The organism is Asanoa ferruginea, assembly GCF_003387075.1.
Lineage (GTDB): Bacteria > Actinomycetota > Actinomycetes > Mycobacteriales > Micromonosporaceae > Asanoa > Asanoa ferruginea.
This window is the reverse complement of sequence record NZ_QUMQ01000001.1, coordinates 4,896,601-4,909,432: the sequence shown is the minus strand read 5'-3', so window position 1 is coordinate 4,909,432 and position 12,832 is coordinate 4,896,601. Positions and strand designations below refer to the sequence as shown.

Here is a 12,832-nt window from a genome sequence, read left to right as displayed (position 1 = left end):
GCTGTCTAGGATCAGTTGATGACCTTGGGTAATCCGGGCGAGCCCGACGGGCTCGACCGGCTCTGGACGCCGCACCGGATGGCCTACATCAAGGGCGGCGCCGCGCGTGAAGGCTGCCCGTTCGACCAGGCGCCGCACCTGCCCGCCGACGAGAGCCTGGTGGTCGCCCGCGGCGAGGTGGTCTACGCCGTGCTCAACCTCTACCCCTACAACCCGGGTCACCTGCTCATCTGCCCCTACCGGCACGTCGCCGACTACACCGACCTCACCGACGAGGAGGTCGTCGAGGTGGCGGCGTTCACCCAGGAGGCGATGCGCACGGTCCGCCGGGTCAGCGGCGCGCACGGCTTCAACATCGGGCTCAACCAGGGCCACGTCGCCGGGGCCGGGATCGCCGAGCACCTGCACCAGCACGTGGTCCCCCGGTTCGGTGGCGACGGCAACTTCATGCCGATCGTCGGGCAGACCAAGGTGCTGCCGCAGTTGCTCACCGACACCCGCGACCTGCTGTCGGCGGCGTGGGCGGGGTCCTGAAGGCGAGCCTTCCTCTCGTACTCTCTCGCCATGAGGCGAACGAGGGCGGCGGTTGTGCTGGTCACGGCGGGTGTGTTGGCCGCCGGGTGCGGCGCTGAGGAACCGGAGCCGAGGTGGCGGTCCAGCGCGCCGGCCGCGGCGCCCTCGTCGGTGCCCACCGCGGCACCGCCGGCTGAGCCGGCGACCCTGACCCTGGCGTTCGCGGGCGACGTGCACTTCACCGGCCGCACGCTGGGGCTGCTGGACAAACCGGACACCGCGTTCGGGTCGATCGCCAAGACGCTCGGCGACGCCGACCTCACGATCGTCAACCTGGAGACCGCGGTGACCGGCCGGGGCACGCCCGAGCCGAAGCGCTTCCACTTCCGGGCGCCGAAGACCGCGTTCGCCGCGTTGCGGGCGGCCGGCGTCGACGCGGCCTCGGTGGCCAACAACCACGCGCTCGACTACGGCCAGGTGGGCCTGCTGGACACGCTGGCCGCCGCCGACGCGGCCGACTATCCGGTCTTCGGCGCCGGCCGCACCGCCGACGACGCCTACGCGCCGTGGCTCACCGAGGTCAAGGGCGTGAAGATCGCGGTGCTCGGGATGTCACAGGTCGCCGAGTTGTCGGCGCAGTGGAAGCCGACCGACACCCGCCCCGGCATCGCGATGGCGTTCGACCCGGCCCGCGCCTCGGCCGCGGTGAAGGCCGCCCGCGCCAAGGCCGACCTGGTCATCGTGTTCATGCACTGGGGCATCGAGGGCAGTTCGTGCCCGAGCGCCCAGATGAAGACGTTCGCGAAGCGGATGGCGCGCGACGGCGCCGACATCGTGCTCGGCACCCACGCGCACACCCTGCTCACCGACGGCTGGGAAGGCGACACCTACGTGCATTTCGGGCTGGGCAACTTCCTCTGGTACGGCGACTCGCACAGCACCGACTCCGGCGTGCTGAAGCTGACCGTGCGCGACCGGCAGGTGGTCAAGAACCAGTTCCTGCCGGCCACCGTCTCCGGCACCGGGCAGCCGGTGCTGGTCTCCGGCACCGCGAAGAAGCGCATCGAGAGCAAGCTCAAGGCCGCCAAGGGCTGCACCGGGTTGGCCGCCGCGCCCGCACCCTAGCGGTCGAGGTAGTAGACCTCCTCGCGGACGATCGCGCCGTCGTGCACGGAGTAGAGCGAGAACTTCGTGGTGGTCCGCCGGCGCCCGGTGGGCCGGTGGGTCTCGTCGAACGCGAACCGCACCCCGAAACGCCGGCCGCCCGGCTCGACGAACGGCCCGTCGGCGGTGACCCCGTGGATCTGGAGGTCGGCGGTGAGCTGCTCGCTGTGCGCCATGATCTCGTCGAGCCCGGTGCGCTCGGCGGCATCCTCCAGCGGTGCCACCCGCACCAGGTCGGGCGCGGTGAGGCGCAGGGCACGGTCCATCCGCCCGTCCCGGAACGCCTGCACGTAGCGGTCGGCGACCTCGCGCCCCGGCAGCGGCCGGAAGTCGTCGACGTGATCGTCGGCCCACCGCCGGAAGCCGCGCGCCGGCCGCCCGAGGATTTCCTCGACCGTGTCGGTGACCGGTTCGGGCTGGTCGACCAGCGACGCCCAGTAGCCGAGGGCGTGGTCGACGAACGCCGGTTCGCCCCACGTCAGCATCTGCGCGCGGGCCTCCTCGGGCGGCTGCTCGGCGAACGGCACCGACCGGCCGACCGCCGCGCCGATCGCGGCGAGCTGGTCGGCCTGGCTGATCGCCGCCGGGCCGGTGAGCACATAGGAGCGGCCGTCGTGGTCGCCGGTCAGGGCCGCCGCGGCCACCTCGGCGATGTCGGCCTCGTGGATCAGCGACCGGCGCGCCAGCGGATAGGGGATGCGCACCGTAGCGCCGCCGCGGATGGCGGCCGCCCAGGCGAGCGTGTTGGTGGCGAACCCGCTGGCCCGTAGGAAGGTGTGGCCGAGACCGGCGTCGACGATCGCCTGCTCCACCTCGCCCCAGACACCGGCCGCGCGCCGGTCGTCGTCGGTGACGTGCAGCGCGGAGACGTGCACGACGCTGCGGACCCCGGCGTCGACCAGCGCCTTGACGACACCCTCGATCCCGTCGGCGCGCAGGAACGGCCAGAGCAGGAAGACCCGGTCGACGCCGGCCAGCGCGGGCCCCAGGCTGGCAGGGTCGGTGAGGTCGCCGGGAACGACGTCGGTGCCCGGTGGCAGCAAAGCGGCCCCACGCCGGGCCAGGACCCGGTGGTCGGCGCCCGCGGCGCGGAGAAGTTCGACGAGGTGGCGACCGATGTTTCCGGTGCCGCCGGTGACGAGGATGGTGTTGGTCATGCGTCCACCCTGAAACCTCAACAAATGTTCAGGTCAAGCTAGGCTGGCCGGGTGCCACCAGCTCAGGAGCTCACGATCGGCGACCTGTCCACGCGCAGCGGCGTTCCCCAGTCGGCGCTGCGCTTCTACGAGCGCCAGGGCCTGATCTCCAGCCGGCGCACGACCGGCAACCAGCGCCGCTACGACCGCACGACGCTGCGCCGGATCGCGTTCATCCGGGCCTCGCAGCGCGTCGGCATCCCGCTGGCCCAGGTGGGCGAGGTGCTCGGCTTCCTGCCCGAGGGGCAGCCACCGACGAAAGAGTTCTGGGTGCGGGCGTCGGAGTGCTGGCAGGAGGCGCTCGACGACCGCATCACCCAGCTACAGCGGATGCGCGACCGCTTCACCAGCTGCATCGGCTGCGGCTGCCTGTCGTTCGAGGAATGCGCCCTGGTCAACCCCGACGACACGCTCGGCGACCGCGGCCCGGGCGCCCACCTGCTCGACGCCCGGGGCCCACGAACCAACTAGGCCGCGGCGTACGCGTTGATCTCGTTGGTGATCCGGGTCTTCTCCCCCGCCGGCAGGAACGAGGCGTCGACCGCGGCGATTGCCAGCCGGGCCACGCCGGCCTCGTCGAGGTCGAGCAGGTCGGCGGCGACCGCGTACTCCTGGTTGAGGTCGGTGCCGAACATCGGCGGGTCGTCGGAGTTGATCGTGACCGGCACGCCGGCGGCGACCAGCACCGGCAGCGGGTGCTCGGCCAGCGACGGCACGGCCCGGGTGCGCACGTTGGAGGTCGGGCAGACCTCCAGCGGGATGCCCTCGGCGGCCAGGTAGGCCATCAGCGAAGGGTCCTGCGCCGCGGAGATGCCGTGGCCGATGCGTTCGGCGCCGAGCTCGCGGATCGCGTCCCAGATGGTCTGCGGGCCCGTCGTCTCGCCGGCGTGCGGCACCAGGCGCAGGCCGGCCGCGCGGGCCTTCTCGAAGTAGGGCTTGAACTGGGGGCGCGGCACGCCCACCTCGGGCCCGCCCAGGCCGAACGAGACCAGGCCGTCGGGGCGCTCGTCGAGGGCGATCCGCAGGGTCTCCTCCGCCGCGGCCAGGCCGGCCTCGCCCGGGATGTCGAAGCACCAGCGCAGCACGATGCCGAGTTCCTTCTCGGCGGCCAGCCGGGCGTCTTCGATGGCCGCGCAGAACTCCGGCGCCGGCATGCCGCGGCGCACCGACGAGTAGGGCGTGACGGTCAGCTCGGCGTAGCGGACCTGCTGGCGGGCCAGTTCGCGGGCCACCTCGTAGGTCAGGATCCGGACGTCTTCCGGGTCGCGGATCAGGTCGACCACCGACAGGTAGATCTCGATGAAGTGCCCGAAGTCGCGGAACTCGAAGTAGGACGCCAGCGCCTCGATGTCGGTCGGGACCGGGGTGCTGCCGGCGTGCCGGGCGGCCAGCTCGGCCACGATCCGGGGTGAGGCCGAGCCCACGTGGTGCACGTGCAGCTCCACCTTGGGCAGGCCGGCGATGAAGTCGATCAACTGAACACTCCTATGTGAGCGCGCCGGTCTGCGCGACAACAAAGATCCGGCGGAAGGGGAAGAAAGCGCGGTCGTGGCGGATCGGGTAGGCGTCCGCCAGTCGCTCGCCCAGCTCGGCCCGGTAGCCGGCCCAGCCGGCGTCGTCGGTGCCGAACGCGGCCCGGATCGGCCGCAGCGCCGTGCCCTCGAGCCAGGCGAGGACGGGGTGGTCGGCGGTGTTGCCGGGGAGCAGGTGCACGTAGCTAGTTTCCCAGGCGTCGACGGCGCAGCCAGCGGCGGTCAGCGCGGTCGCGTATTCGTCGGCCGCGGGCACCGCCATCCGCCGGGCGACCCCGGCCAGGGTCTCCTTCCAGCGCGGTGCCGCGGCGAGCTCGTAGACGGCGTCGTGCGCCGGCGAGGAGAAGTTGCCGGGCACCTGGAAGGCGAGCCAGGCCCCGGCGGTCAGGGCGCCCACCCAGCGGGCCAGCAGGGCCTCGTGGCCGGGCACCCATTGCAGCGCTGCGTTGGAGACGATCACGTCGACGCCCGGCGACGGCACGAAGTCGCGCAGGTCGCCGAGGGCGAAGTCGACCGGTGCGCCGAGCGCGCGGGCCGACTCGATCATCTCGGCCGACGAGTCGATGCCGCGGACCAGGGCGTCGGGCCAGCGGTGTGCCAGGGTGGCGGTCAGCGTGCCGGGGCCGCAGCCCAGGTCGACGACCTGACGGGGGCGTTCGGCGGGGATCCGGGCGACGAGTTCGAAGAACGGCCGGGACCGCTCGTCACCGAAGCGGCCATAGACAGCGGGGTCCCACATGTTGCCCTCCAAACCGTACGTACGTCTTGTTAAGACTAGGGCCGAGCCGGTACCGCCGGCAAGGCCCTTTAAACGTTCCAGATAGGGTGCCTCCGTGGAGTACCGCCAGTTTGGCCGCATCGGCCGTGACGCGTCAGTCGTGGGCCTGGGTGCCTGGCAGCTCGGAGCCGACTGGGGCGAGGTGAGCACCGACGACGCGCTCGCGACCCTGGACGCGGCCGTCGACGCCGGCGCCACCTTCATCGACACCGCCGACGTCTACGGCGACGGCCGCAGCGAGCAGGTGATCGGCCAGTTCCTGCGCCGGCGACCCGAGCCGATCATGGTCGCCACCAAGATGGGCCGGCGGGTGCCGCAGGAGCACGCCAACTACACCGCCGCCAACTTCAAGGCCTGGACCGACCGCTCCCGGGCCAACCTGGGCGTCGACCGGCTCGACCTGGTGCAGTTGCACTGCCCGCCGACCGCCGTGTTCCAGGACGACCAGATCTTCGACGCGCTCGACGGGCTGGTCGACAACGGCGCCATCGCGGCCTACGGGGTCAGCGTGGAGACCGTCGAGCAGGCGCTGATCGCGATCGCCCGGCCGCACGTGGCCAGTGTCCAGATCATCCTCAACGCGTTCCGGCTCAAGCCGCTCGACCAGGTGCTGCCCGCGGCCCAGGCGGCCGGCGTCGGCATCATCGCCCGGGTGCCGCTGGCCAGCGGGCTGCTCTCCGGCCGCTACGACGCGCACACCACGTTCGGCGCCGACGATCACCGCAACTACAACCGGCACGGCGAGGCCTTCGACGTCGGCGAGACGTTCTCCGGCGTCGACTTCGAGACCGGGCTCCGGGCGGTCGAGCGGCTGCGGGCCTTCGTGCCGGCGGGCCAGACCATGGCGCAGTTCGCGCTCCGCTGGGTGATCGACCAGCCCGGCGTCACCGTGGTGATCCCCGGTGCCCGCGGCCCCGAGCAGGCCCGCGGCAACCTGGCCGCCGCCGAGTTGCCGGCGCTGCCGCCGGCCGCCCTGGCCGGCGTGCGGGAGACCTACGACGAGCTCATCCGGCCGGCGGTCCACGACCGGTGGTGACCGCGTGAAGGGCTGGTTCCGGCTGACGCTCGGCCTGCTGGCCGTCGTTGTCGGTTTGGTGTGGACCTTGCAGGGGCTGGGCACCCTGCGGGGCAGCGTGATGTCGGGCGACGACGCCTGGACGATCATCGGCCCGATCGTGGTCGTCATCGGCCTGGTGCTGTTGACGCTCGGACTGCGGGCCCGCAACCGGGGCAAGCGCACATAGACAGCGTCGAGCCCCGCATACAGGGCAGGATGCGGGGCTCTACACCGACCCGTGCGACCGGGTCACTCATTGGCCGGACGCGCCGGCCACAACGTTTTTGGTTATTGAAAATTCAATCGTGAAACGAACGTCAGATGGGGCGGACCTGCTCAGCCTGCGGGCCCTTCTGGCCCTGAGCGATCTCGAACTCCACCCGCTGGTTCTCCTCCAGCGTGCGGTAGCCGCTGGTCTGGATGGCCGAGAAGTGGACGAACACGTCAGCACCCCCGCCGTCAACGGTGATGAAGCCGAAGCCCTTGTCTGCGTTGAACCACTTCACGGTTCCCTGCGCCATGTGTATCTCCTTGTCGAAACTGGCGGCCGAACGCCGTGCGGCCGGTTGGCCGTTTTCGAGCAGCGGCGCCTGAGTCGGCCTCCATCGAGCGAAGGAGGTCTCTCTCAACCCCTCTGTCTCACAACAGCGGGGACCAGCAAACCACGTACCGAAAAACTCCGCATAGCCTACCCGACGAATTTCTCCGACATGTGATCTGCGGCGTCAGAGTTCGATACCGGAATGGCCACGGCGGGGTCTTGCGCATCGACGTGTCGCCGCTCCAAAGCGAGCGCCACGAGCGCTCCCAGCGCGCACAACACGGCCGTGGCCAGGAAGATCTCGCGGTACTCCTGGCGCAGCGCCGCGCTGACCGCGGCACGGTAGGCGGCGAGCTGCGACTGCGCCGTCGCAGCGTCCACACCGAACCCGAGCGGCAGCACGAGGTCGCGGGTGAGCTCCTGGAAACGGTGCAGCCCCCACCCGGTCAACGCCGCCACACCGATCAGCATGCCGACCGTGCGGGCGACCACCGCGGCGGCGGAGGCGATTCCATGTTGCGCACTGGGCACGGCTCGCAACACCGCTGACGAAAGAGGCGCGATGACTAATCCCAGGCCCAGTCCGGCAAGCGCGAGGTCGGTGTCCATTCGCGGCAACGGGCCGAACCGGGCCGCCGCGAGGTCGGCCGGCCAGTTCGCGATCAGCAGGTAGGCGCCGGCGGCGATGGCGAGACCGGCGACGGTCACCGGACGCTCGCCGAGCCGCCGGGTCAGCAGCCCGCCGAGCACGGCGCCGACCGGCAGCGCGATCAGGAAGCGGGTGAGCACCAGCGCGCCGTCGAGGCCGTCGCGCCCGAGCACGGTCTGCGCGAGCAGCTGCACGTCGACCAGCGTGACCATCAGCGCGGCACCGGCGAACACATTGGCCAACAGCGCGGCGCCGAACGGCCGCAGCCGGGCGCCGGTGGGGTCGAGCAGCCGGGTGCGGGCCTTGGCCTCCCACGCGACGAAGGCGAGCGCGACGGCGACCGCGGCGCCGAGCACCGGAAGGCCCCAGCTCGGCAGCACCGCACGGGCCGGGTCGGGGTTGTAGAGGGCGACCACCAGCAGCCCGAGGGCGAGCGCGAGGAGCAGGCCGCCGACCACGTCGACGGGTTGGCGCTCGCGGCGCTCGTCGGCCCGGCTGGGCAGGCCGAGGTGCACCACCAGGGCGACGACGGCAGCCAGCGGCAGGTTGATCCAGAAGACCCCACGCCAGCCGGCCAGCGCCGCGATGCCGGCGCCGTAGAGCGGGCCCAGCACGCTGCCCAGCTCCTGCGCGGCGCCGACCAGACCGAGGGCCAGCGGGCGCTGCCGGGCGACCAGGTCGGCGGCCAGGGCCATGGTGACCGGCAGCAGCGCGCCGCCGGCCAGCCCCTGCACCGCCCGGCCGGCGGCCAGCGTGGTCAGGCCGGGCGCGAGCGCGGCGACCAGCGAGCCGGCCGCGAAGCCGGCCAGGCAGACCTGGATCACCAGCCGGCGGCCGTAGCGGTCGGAGAGCCGGCCGAGCAGCGGCATGCCGGCCACGTAGCCGAGCAGATAGCAGGTCACCACCGGGGTGATCCGCTCGAGCCGGTTCACCGGCACGGCCAGGTCCTTCATGATCTCCACGAGGATCGTGACGACCACGTACGCGTCGAGCGCGGCCAGCAGCACCGCCACCCCGCCGGCGGTGAGCGCCAGGCGGCTAGACCTTGGGGACGTCGACATTGACCGGCTTGTCGAAGTCGGTGAACTTGATCGTGACGGTGCCCTTGGCGTCGCCCGGCACCGCGAAGCGGAGCTGGTGCACCAGCGGGGTGTCGACACCGATCCAGGCCGTGCCGGTCACGTCGCCGGTGACGCCGGGGACCAGGCCCGACATCGCGGCGCCGTTGAAGGTCGCGTCGACGACGTAGCAGTCGGTGCCGTCGAGATTCTCCTTGCGCTTCGTGGTGCCCTTGGCCGACGCGAGCACGGCGCCGATGCCCTTGGCCGGGTCGAGGATCGCGGTCGGGTCGTAGACGGCCGCCGCCTGGGCCAGCGGCACCTTCTGCCAGCCGGCGGTGATCCCCCGGACGTAGAGGTAGTCGTCCTTGGCCACGAAGTCGAGCTCGATGGGCAGGCCGACCTGCTCGAGCGATGCCTTGCCCTGCGCGGTGCCGTTGCTGTCGATCGCGCCGTTGGCCGACTTGATCGGCAGCGCGCCGGTGTCCCCCTCGGTCGTGATGTCGAAAGCGGCCGAGGTGACCTGGCGCATCTGCGCGGCCGCGGCCGGCAACAGGGTCGACGCCGCGGGCAGGTTGGGGTCAACCGCGGGCGCGTCGGTGTCGTCGCCGCTGCCGCAGGCACTGACCGAGGTCAGCGCCGCCAACAGGACGGCGATGATGAATGTATGGGGACGGCGCATACCGGGATGCTACTCACCCCGGCGCCAGTGACCCGGTTAGTCGTGCGGCCAGTGGCCGGTGAACTTTCGGACGCCCGTCGCGCCGGCGCGGTCGATCGAGGCGCGGATGACCGCCACGATGGCGCCCTGCATGGCGGCCGCGAGCAGGACCTCGCCCCAGCCGCGGTCTTCGTCGATCGGGTGCGGTGCCACGTTGTGCCGGGTCATCGCCCAGACCCGCTGGAACACCATTCCGGACAGCGTGCCGGCCGCGAGCCCGAGCACGATCCCGATCGGCTTGTAGTTGGACTTGCTGATTCGCCTGGCCATTCGGTTCCCCCCGTTGAACCCCTGGCCCGCCGCTGGCTCAGCGGCGGCGCCTACGCATCACCAGCAGGATGATCGCGACGGCACTGGCCGCGACGCCGATCATCGTGGCCACCGGCACCGGGTTGGCGCGCAGCGTGGCCGGGCCGCCGGGCCGGCCGCCGTTGCCGCTTTCCCGCATCCGGGACGCGGTCGTGGTGGCCTTCGCCTTGAACCGGTCCCGCGCCTGGGTGGCCGAGCTCTTCATCCGCGCCTTCACGTCGGCCTTGGCCGCCAGCAGCTGGACCGTCTCCCCCAGCTCGGCCCGGGTGCGCCGGATCTCCGCCCGGAGCACCGCCGGGTCGGACGGCGGGTTGCCGTTGCTGCCGTGGCCATTGCCTGATGCCGTCATCGCCCCGCACCCCCTGAGCTGGCCCCGTGGCCATTCTTGTGCCCATTGTTGCGGAAGCCGTCCTTGACGGTCTGCATGTCGGCCTTGAGGCCTTCGGTGACGTCGGAGGGGACCGGCGGCGTCGCGCGCTTGACCTCGAAGCGGCCGACCAGGGCGAACAGGCCGGCGAGGATCATCAGGAAGGCGCCGACGATCAGCGCCGACAGCCACAGCGGCAGCGCGATGTCGATGGCGATGACGGCGGTCGCGATCAGCACCGAGATGCCGAAGAAGGCCAGGCCGCCAGCGCCGCCGAAGAGCCCGATGCCGATGCCGGCATGCTTGGCCTTGTGCGTCAGCTCGGCCTTGGCCAGCGCGAGCTCGTCGCGGACCAACCGGGAAACCTGCTCGGTCGCGCGCTGCACCAGCTCCGCCGTCGTCGGGTCGGCATCGGCACGCGGTGGTGCGGCGGCGTTGCGGGCGTCAACCATTCGGGGCCTCCTCTCACGCTGGCGGATACCTCCTGGAACGGACATACCGCCATGATCAGTGTGTCAGACCTTGCGGTACTTCGACTGCAGGAAGCAGAACAGCGCAAAAGCGGCGATACCGAGAGCTACCAGGGTTAGCAGGACAGCGCCGTACGCCTGGCCGCGAAGCGTCTCCAATGCGGCGTCCAACCCGCGCGCCTTGGCCGGGTCGTAAGTGGCACCGGCGACCACGAAGAGCACCCCGGCGATGCCGTACGCGATGCCCTTGGCGCTGTAGCCCGCCGCACCGAGCCGCATCGCGACCTTCCGGGTGTGCGGCGGCATCGGCTTCAGGTGCTTGGCGAACGCCTTCTTCAGCCCGTAGATGACCAGCCCGATGCCAAGACCAGCGAGCGCCAGGCCAGCGATGATCACCACGGCCCGCCCACCACCACTGGTCAGCAGGTCCTGCGTCTTCTTCTGCTGGGTGTCGGCGGCCGACTGCGGCACGCCCTTGAAGACCTTCCAGGCGGTCCAGGCGAAATAGGCGTAGACCACGGTGCGGAACGCCGACGCGATGCGCTCGAAGACCCGGGACTTGCCCTGCTCGGACCGGTGCCCGATGAGCGCCTCGGAGAGCTGCCAGATCGCCATGGCCAGCAGGCCGACGGCGATCGCGACCACCAGGAACTTGCCCAGCGGCTGCTGCGCGATCGTCATCAGCGCGCCCGACTGGTCACCCTCGGCGGCCGGCTTGTCGAACGCGATCTGCAACGCCAACCAGGCGAACAGCAGATGGACGATCCCGTAGCCGATGAAGCCGGCTCGGGTGAGCGCCTCGAGGGCCGAACTGTTGGCGGCCCTCGAGGCGGTGGACTCGGCACGGCTGGCTGCTGACATGCCGGTCAATGTGACCGGCACGCCACTTTTCCAAACCCCTACCGGGAGATCTGCACCGACACCTGGTCGTCGGTGATCGACGAGAGCGAGACCTGAAGGCCCCCCACGTCGACCGCCTGGCCGCCGGTGGTCAACGAGATCTGCTCACCGGCCACCTCGAGCGTGACGGTGTTGGCGTCGGCCTGCACGAACTTGGCGTCGACGCCGAGGATGCTGGCGTTTCCCTGGACACCCCGGTCGAAGGTGACGGTGCACTGGTCGAGGCCGCAGTTGGTGGAGGCTCCTTCGGAGCTGCAACCGGCGAGAAGGGCGCCGCCGAGGGCGAGCGCCGCGAGAAGGCTCACGGTCGTTCGTCGCGTATTCACCCGGCCAAGGGTACGGAACGCCGTCCACCCCGGACTATTCGAGCAATTCCGCCGCACCGGCACGCAATGCCGCCAACTCGCGGTCGGCCCAACCCTCGCGGATGGAGTCGATCCCGCGGAACATCGGTTTCTCGACCAGGTGGTAGTGCAGGTTGGCGATCAGCCCGAGCACCTTGAACCACGGCAGCGCGGCGAGGTCGGCGCCGCCGAACGGCCGCACCTCGCGATAGCCCGCGAGGAAGGCGGGCCACGTGGGCGTGCTCGCGACGCCGCTCAGGTCGGCCGCCCGCCAGCCCGCGCCGGCCAGGTCGAGGTCGTAGAGCACCAGCCGGTCGCCGTCGACGTGCACGTTGTCGAGCGACACGTCGCCGTGGCAGATCCCCCGGTCGAGGCCGGGACCGCCGACCCGCTCCGGAAGGACGGCACCGAGTCGCGCCAGCAACTCGCGGTCGGCCGGCCCGACGGCCGCGCGCACCCGGTCCAGCGTCGGGCCGAGCAGTTCACCGAGGTCGGTGCCGCGGGGAGCCGGCGGGGCACCGACGTCGGCGACCGCGTGGAACGCCGCGACGGCGCGCCCGAACTGGCCGGCCAGCCGGTCGGTGGCCGGTGCCGGCGGCGGCGTGCCGGGTGCCCACTCCCAGAGCGCGTAGGCCCGCGCACCCTCGGCCGCGTCGAGCGTGCCGGCCGGACGCCCGTCGCGCAGCGGCACCGCCTGCGGGACGCGGTCGCCGAGGTGTGCCGCGAGCGCCACCTCCCAGACCACCGCGGCCAGCGGTCGGCCGTGCCGGTAGAGCTTGAGCACCAGCGGGCCGCGCCCGGTGTCGACCCGGTAGACGTCGTTGTTCAGCGACCGGAGCAGCACTGCGCCGGCGGCCGGCAGCCCGTAGGCGCCGGTGACCAACGCCGCGATGTCGTCGGCGGCGAGCAGTGATCGCAACGGGCGGCCCACGGGGTAGAACTGTAGGGGTGGAATCCGTGGTGAACGACAACCCCGACAAACACCGTTTCGAGCTCACCGTCGACGGTGCGCTGGCCGGCTTCTCCGCCTACCGCCTGCGCGAGGGCGGCATCGTGTTCACGCACACCGAGATCGACCCCAATTTCGAGGGCAAGGGCCTGGGCAGCCGCCTGGCCCGCGCGGTCCTCGACGAGTCGCGCGACCGTGGCCTGCGGGTCTACGCGCAGTGCCCGTTCATCGCGGGATTCATCGACAAGCACCCGGAATATCAGGACCTGCTGGCGACCAGCTGA

Annotated in this window: 18 protein-coding genes; 6 read left to right on the top strand and 12 right to left on the bottom strand. The window is 71.6% G+C overall.

Annotated features, from left to right (window positions below):
* Positions 1-18: 18 nt before the first annotated feature.
* Both DFJ67_RS23135 and DFJ67_RS23130 read left to right on the top strand, forming a co-directional pair.
* Positions 19-534 (top strand): HIT family protein, encoded by a 516-nt coding sequence (locus DFJ67_RS23135; protein WP_116069918.1) that lies wholly within the window; start codon positions 19-21, stop codon positions 532-534.
* Between the two features lie 30 nt (positions 535-564).
* Positions 565-1,638, top strand: coding sequence for a CapA family protein (locus DFJ67_RS23130; RefSeq protein ID WP_116069917.1), 1,074 nt, complete (start codon positions 565-567; stop codon positions 1,636-1,638).
* On the opposite strand, the gene DFJ67_RS23125 is transcribed toward DFJ67_RS23130, so the two are convergent.
* Positions 1,635-2,834, bottom strand: a complete 1,200-nt coding sequence (locus tag DFJ67_RS23125) for an NAD(P)H-binding protein (RefSeq protein ID WP_116069916.1) — start codon at positions 2,832-2,834, stop codon at positions 1,635-1,637. The two genes, DFJ67_RS23130 and DFJ67_RS23125, sit on opposite strands and share 4 nt — an antisense overlap.
* A gap of 51 nt (positions 2,835-2,885) precedes the next feature.
* On the opposite strand from DFJ67_RS23125, the gene soxR reads away from it, so the two are divergent.
* Positions 2,886-3,344, top strand: coding sequence for a redox-sensitive transcriptional activator SoxR (gene soxR / locus DFJ67_RS23120; protein WP_116069915.1), 459 nt, complete (start codon positions 2,886-2,888; stop codon positions 3,342-3,344).
* Here soxR and DFJ67_RS23115 read toward each other — a convergent pair.
* Together DFJ67_RS23115 and DFJ67_RS23110 are read right to left on the bottom strand one after the other, a co-directional pair.
* On the bottom strand, positions 3,341-4,348 hold the full coding sequence (locus tag DFJ67_RS23115) for an adenosine deaminase (protein ID WP_116069914.1): 1,008 nt from the start codon (positions 4,346-4,348) through the stop codon (positions 3,341-3,343). The genes soxR and DFJ67_RS23115 overlap by 4 nt on opposite strands.
* Positions 4,349-4,358: 10 nt before the next feature.
* Entirely contained in the window at positions 4,359-5,144 is a 786-nt protein-coding gene (locus DFJ67_RS23110) for a trans-aconitate 2-methyltransferase (protein ID WP_116069913.1), read from the bottom strand.
* A 94-nt stretch (positions 5,145-5,238) separates the two neighbouring features.
* Here DFJ67_RS23110 and DFJ67_RS23105 point away from each other — a divergent pair, with 94 nt between their 5' ends.
* Entirely contained in the window at positions 5,239-6,219 is a 981-nt protein-coding gene (locus DFJ67_RS23105) for an aldo/keto reductase (RefSeq protein WP_116069912.1), read from the top strand.
* Positions 6,220-6,223: 4 nt separating this feature from the next.
* A complete protein-coding gene (locus tag DFJ67_RS23100) occupies positions 6,224-6,427 on the top strand; it encodes a hypothetical protein (protein ID WP_116069911.1) in 204 nt (67 codons plus the stop codon).
* A gap of 130 nt (positions 6,428-6,557) precedes the next feature.
* On the opposite strand, the gene DFJ67_RS23095 is transcribed toward DFJ67_RS23100, so the two are convergent.
* The 9 genes from DFJ67_RS23095 to DFJ67_RS23055 all read right to left on the bottom strand — a co-directional run bounded on the left by DFJ67_RS23095 (position 6,558) and on the right by DFJ67_RS23055 (position 12,530).
* A complete protein-coding gene (locus DFJ67_RS23095; RefSeq protein WP_007075740.1) occupies positions 6,558-6,761 on the bottom strand; it encodes a cold-shock protein in 204 nt (67 codons plus the stop codon).
* A gap of 167 nt (positions 6,762-6,928) precedes the next feature.
* Positions 6,929-8,491, bottom strand: a complete 1,563-nt coding sequence (locus tag DFJ67_RS23090) for an MFS transporter (protein ID WP_116069910.1) — start codon at positions 8,489-8,491, stop codon at positions 6,929-6,931.
* Complete coding sequence (locus DFJ67_RS23085; RefSeq protein ID WP_116069909.1) at positions 8,469-9,170, bottom strand: LppX_LprAFG lipoprotein; 702 nt, start codon at positions 9,168-9,170, stop codon at positions 8,469-8,471. Before DFJ67_RS23085 ends, DFJ67_RS23090 begins: the two co-directional genes overlap by 23 nt.
* A gap of 36 nt (positions 9,171-9,206) precedes the next feature.
* Positions 9,207-9,479 carry a DUF4235 domain-containing protein gene (locus DFJ67_RS23080; RefSeq protein WP_116069908.1) on the bottom strand — a complete coding sequence of 91 codons (273 nt, stop codon included), beginning with the start codon at positions 9,477-9,479 and terminating at the stop codon, positions 9,207-9,209.
* 37 nt (positions 9,480-9,516) lie between these two features.
* Entirely contained in the window at positions 9,517-9,867 is a 351-nt protein-coding gene (locus DFJ67_RS23075; RefSeq protein WP_116069907.1) for a DUF3618 domain-containing protein, read from the bottom strand.
* Positions 9,864-10,337 carry a phage holin family protein gene (locus DFJ67_RS23070; RefSeq protein WP_116069906.1) on the bottom strand — a complete coding sequence of 158 codons (474 nt, stop codon included), beginning with the start codon at positions 10,335-10,337 and terminating at the stop codon, positions 9,864-9,866. The genes DFJ67_RS23075 and DFJ67_RS23070 overlap by 4 nt, the downstream gene beginning before the upstream one ends.
* 63 nt (positions 10,338-10,400) lie before the next feature.
* Entirely contained in the window at positions 10,401-11,216 is an 816-nt protein-coding gene (locus DFJ67_RS23065) for a DUF1206 domain-containing protein (RefSeq protein ID WP_116069905.1), read from the bottom strand.
* A gap of 38 nt (positions 11,217-11,254) precedes the next feature.
* The gene (locus DFJ67_RS23060; RefSeq protein WP_116069904.1) at positions 11,255-11,581 is read right to left on the bottom strand and encodes a hypothetical protein; all 327 of its coding nucleotides are present in this window, start codon (positions 11,579-11,581) and stop codon (positions 11,255-11,257) included.
* 34 nt (positions 11,582-11,615) lie between these two features.
* Positions 11,616-12,530: a phosphotransferase enzyme family protein gene (locus DFJ67_RS23055; RefSeq protein ID WP_170215936.1), complete on the bottom strand. Its 915-nt coding sequence runs from the start codon at positions 12,528-12,530 to the stop codon at positions 11,616-11,618.
* Positions 12,531-12,547: 17 nt separating this feature from the next.
* On the opposite strand from DFJ67_RS23055, the gene DFJ67_RS23050 reads away from it, so the two are divergent.
* Positions 12,548-12,832, top strand: a complete 285-nt coding sequence (locus tag DFJ67_RS23050) for a GNAT family N-acetyltransferase (protein WP_116069902.1) — start codon at positions 12,548-12,550, stop codon at positions 12,830-12,832.

Excerpts from the sequence above, each read along its gene's own strand:
- DFJ67_RS23070 (WP_116069906.1), bottom strand. The coding sequence starts at position 10,337 with ATGGTTGACGCCCGCAACGCCGCCGCACCACCGCGTGCCGATGCCGAC.
- DFJ67_RS23075 (WP_116069907.1), bottom strand. The coding sequence starts at position 9,867 with ATGACGGCATCAGGCAATGGCCACGGCAGCAACGGCAACCCGCCGTCC.
- DFJ67_RS23125 (WP_116069916.1), bottom strand. The coding sequence starts at position 2,834 with ATGACCAACACCATCCTCGTCACCGGCGGCACCGGAAACATCGGTCGC.
- DFJ67_RS23090 (WP_116069910.1), bottom strand. The coding sequence starts at position 8,491 with ATGTCGACGTCCCCAAGGTCTAGCCGCCTGGCGCTCACCGCCGGCGGG.
- DFJ67_RS23080 (WP_116069908.1), bottom strand. The coding sequence starts at position 9,479 with ATGGCCAGGCGAATCAGCAAGTCCAACTACAAGCCGATCGGGATCGTG.
- DFJ67_RS23065 (WP_116069905.1), bottom strand. The coding sequence starts at position 11,216 with ATGTCAGCAGCCAGCCGTGCCGAGTCCACCGCCTCGAGGGCCGCCAAC.
- DFJ67_RS23130 (WP_116069917.1), top strand. The coding sequence starts at position 565 with ATGAGGCGAACGAGGGCGGCGGTTGTGCTGGTCACGGCGGGTGTGTTG.
- DFJ67_RS23095 (WP_007075740.1), bottom strand. The coding sequence starts at position 6,761 with ATGGCGCAGGGAACCGTGAAGTGGTTCAACGCAGACAAGGGCTTCGGC.
- DFJ67_RS23110 (WP_116069913.1), bottom strand. The coding sequence starts at position 5,144 with ATGTGGGACCCCGCTGTCTATGGCCGCTTCGGTGACGAGCGGTCCCGG.
- DFJ67_RS23085 (WP_116069909.1), bottom strand. The coding sequence starts at position 9,170 with ATGCGCCGTCCCCATACATTCATCATCGCCGTCCTGTTGGCGGCGCTG.
- DFJ67_RS23135 (WP_116069918.1), top strand. The coding sequence starts at position 19 with ATGACCTTGGGTAATCCGGGCGAGCCCGACGGGCTCGACCGGCTCTGG.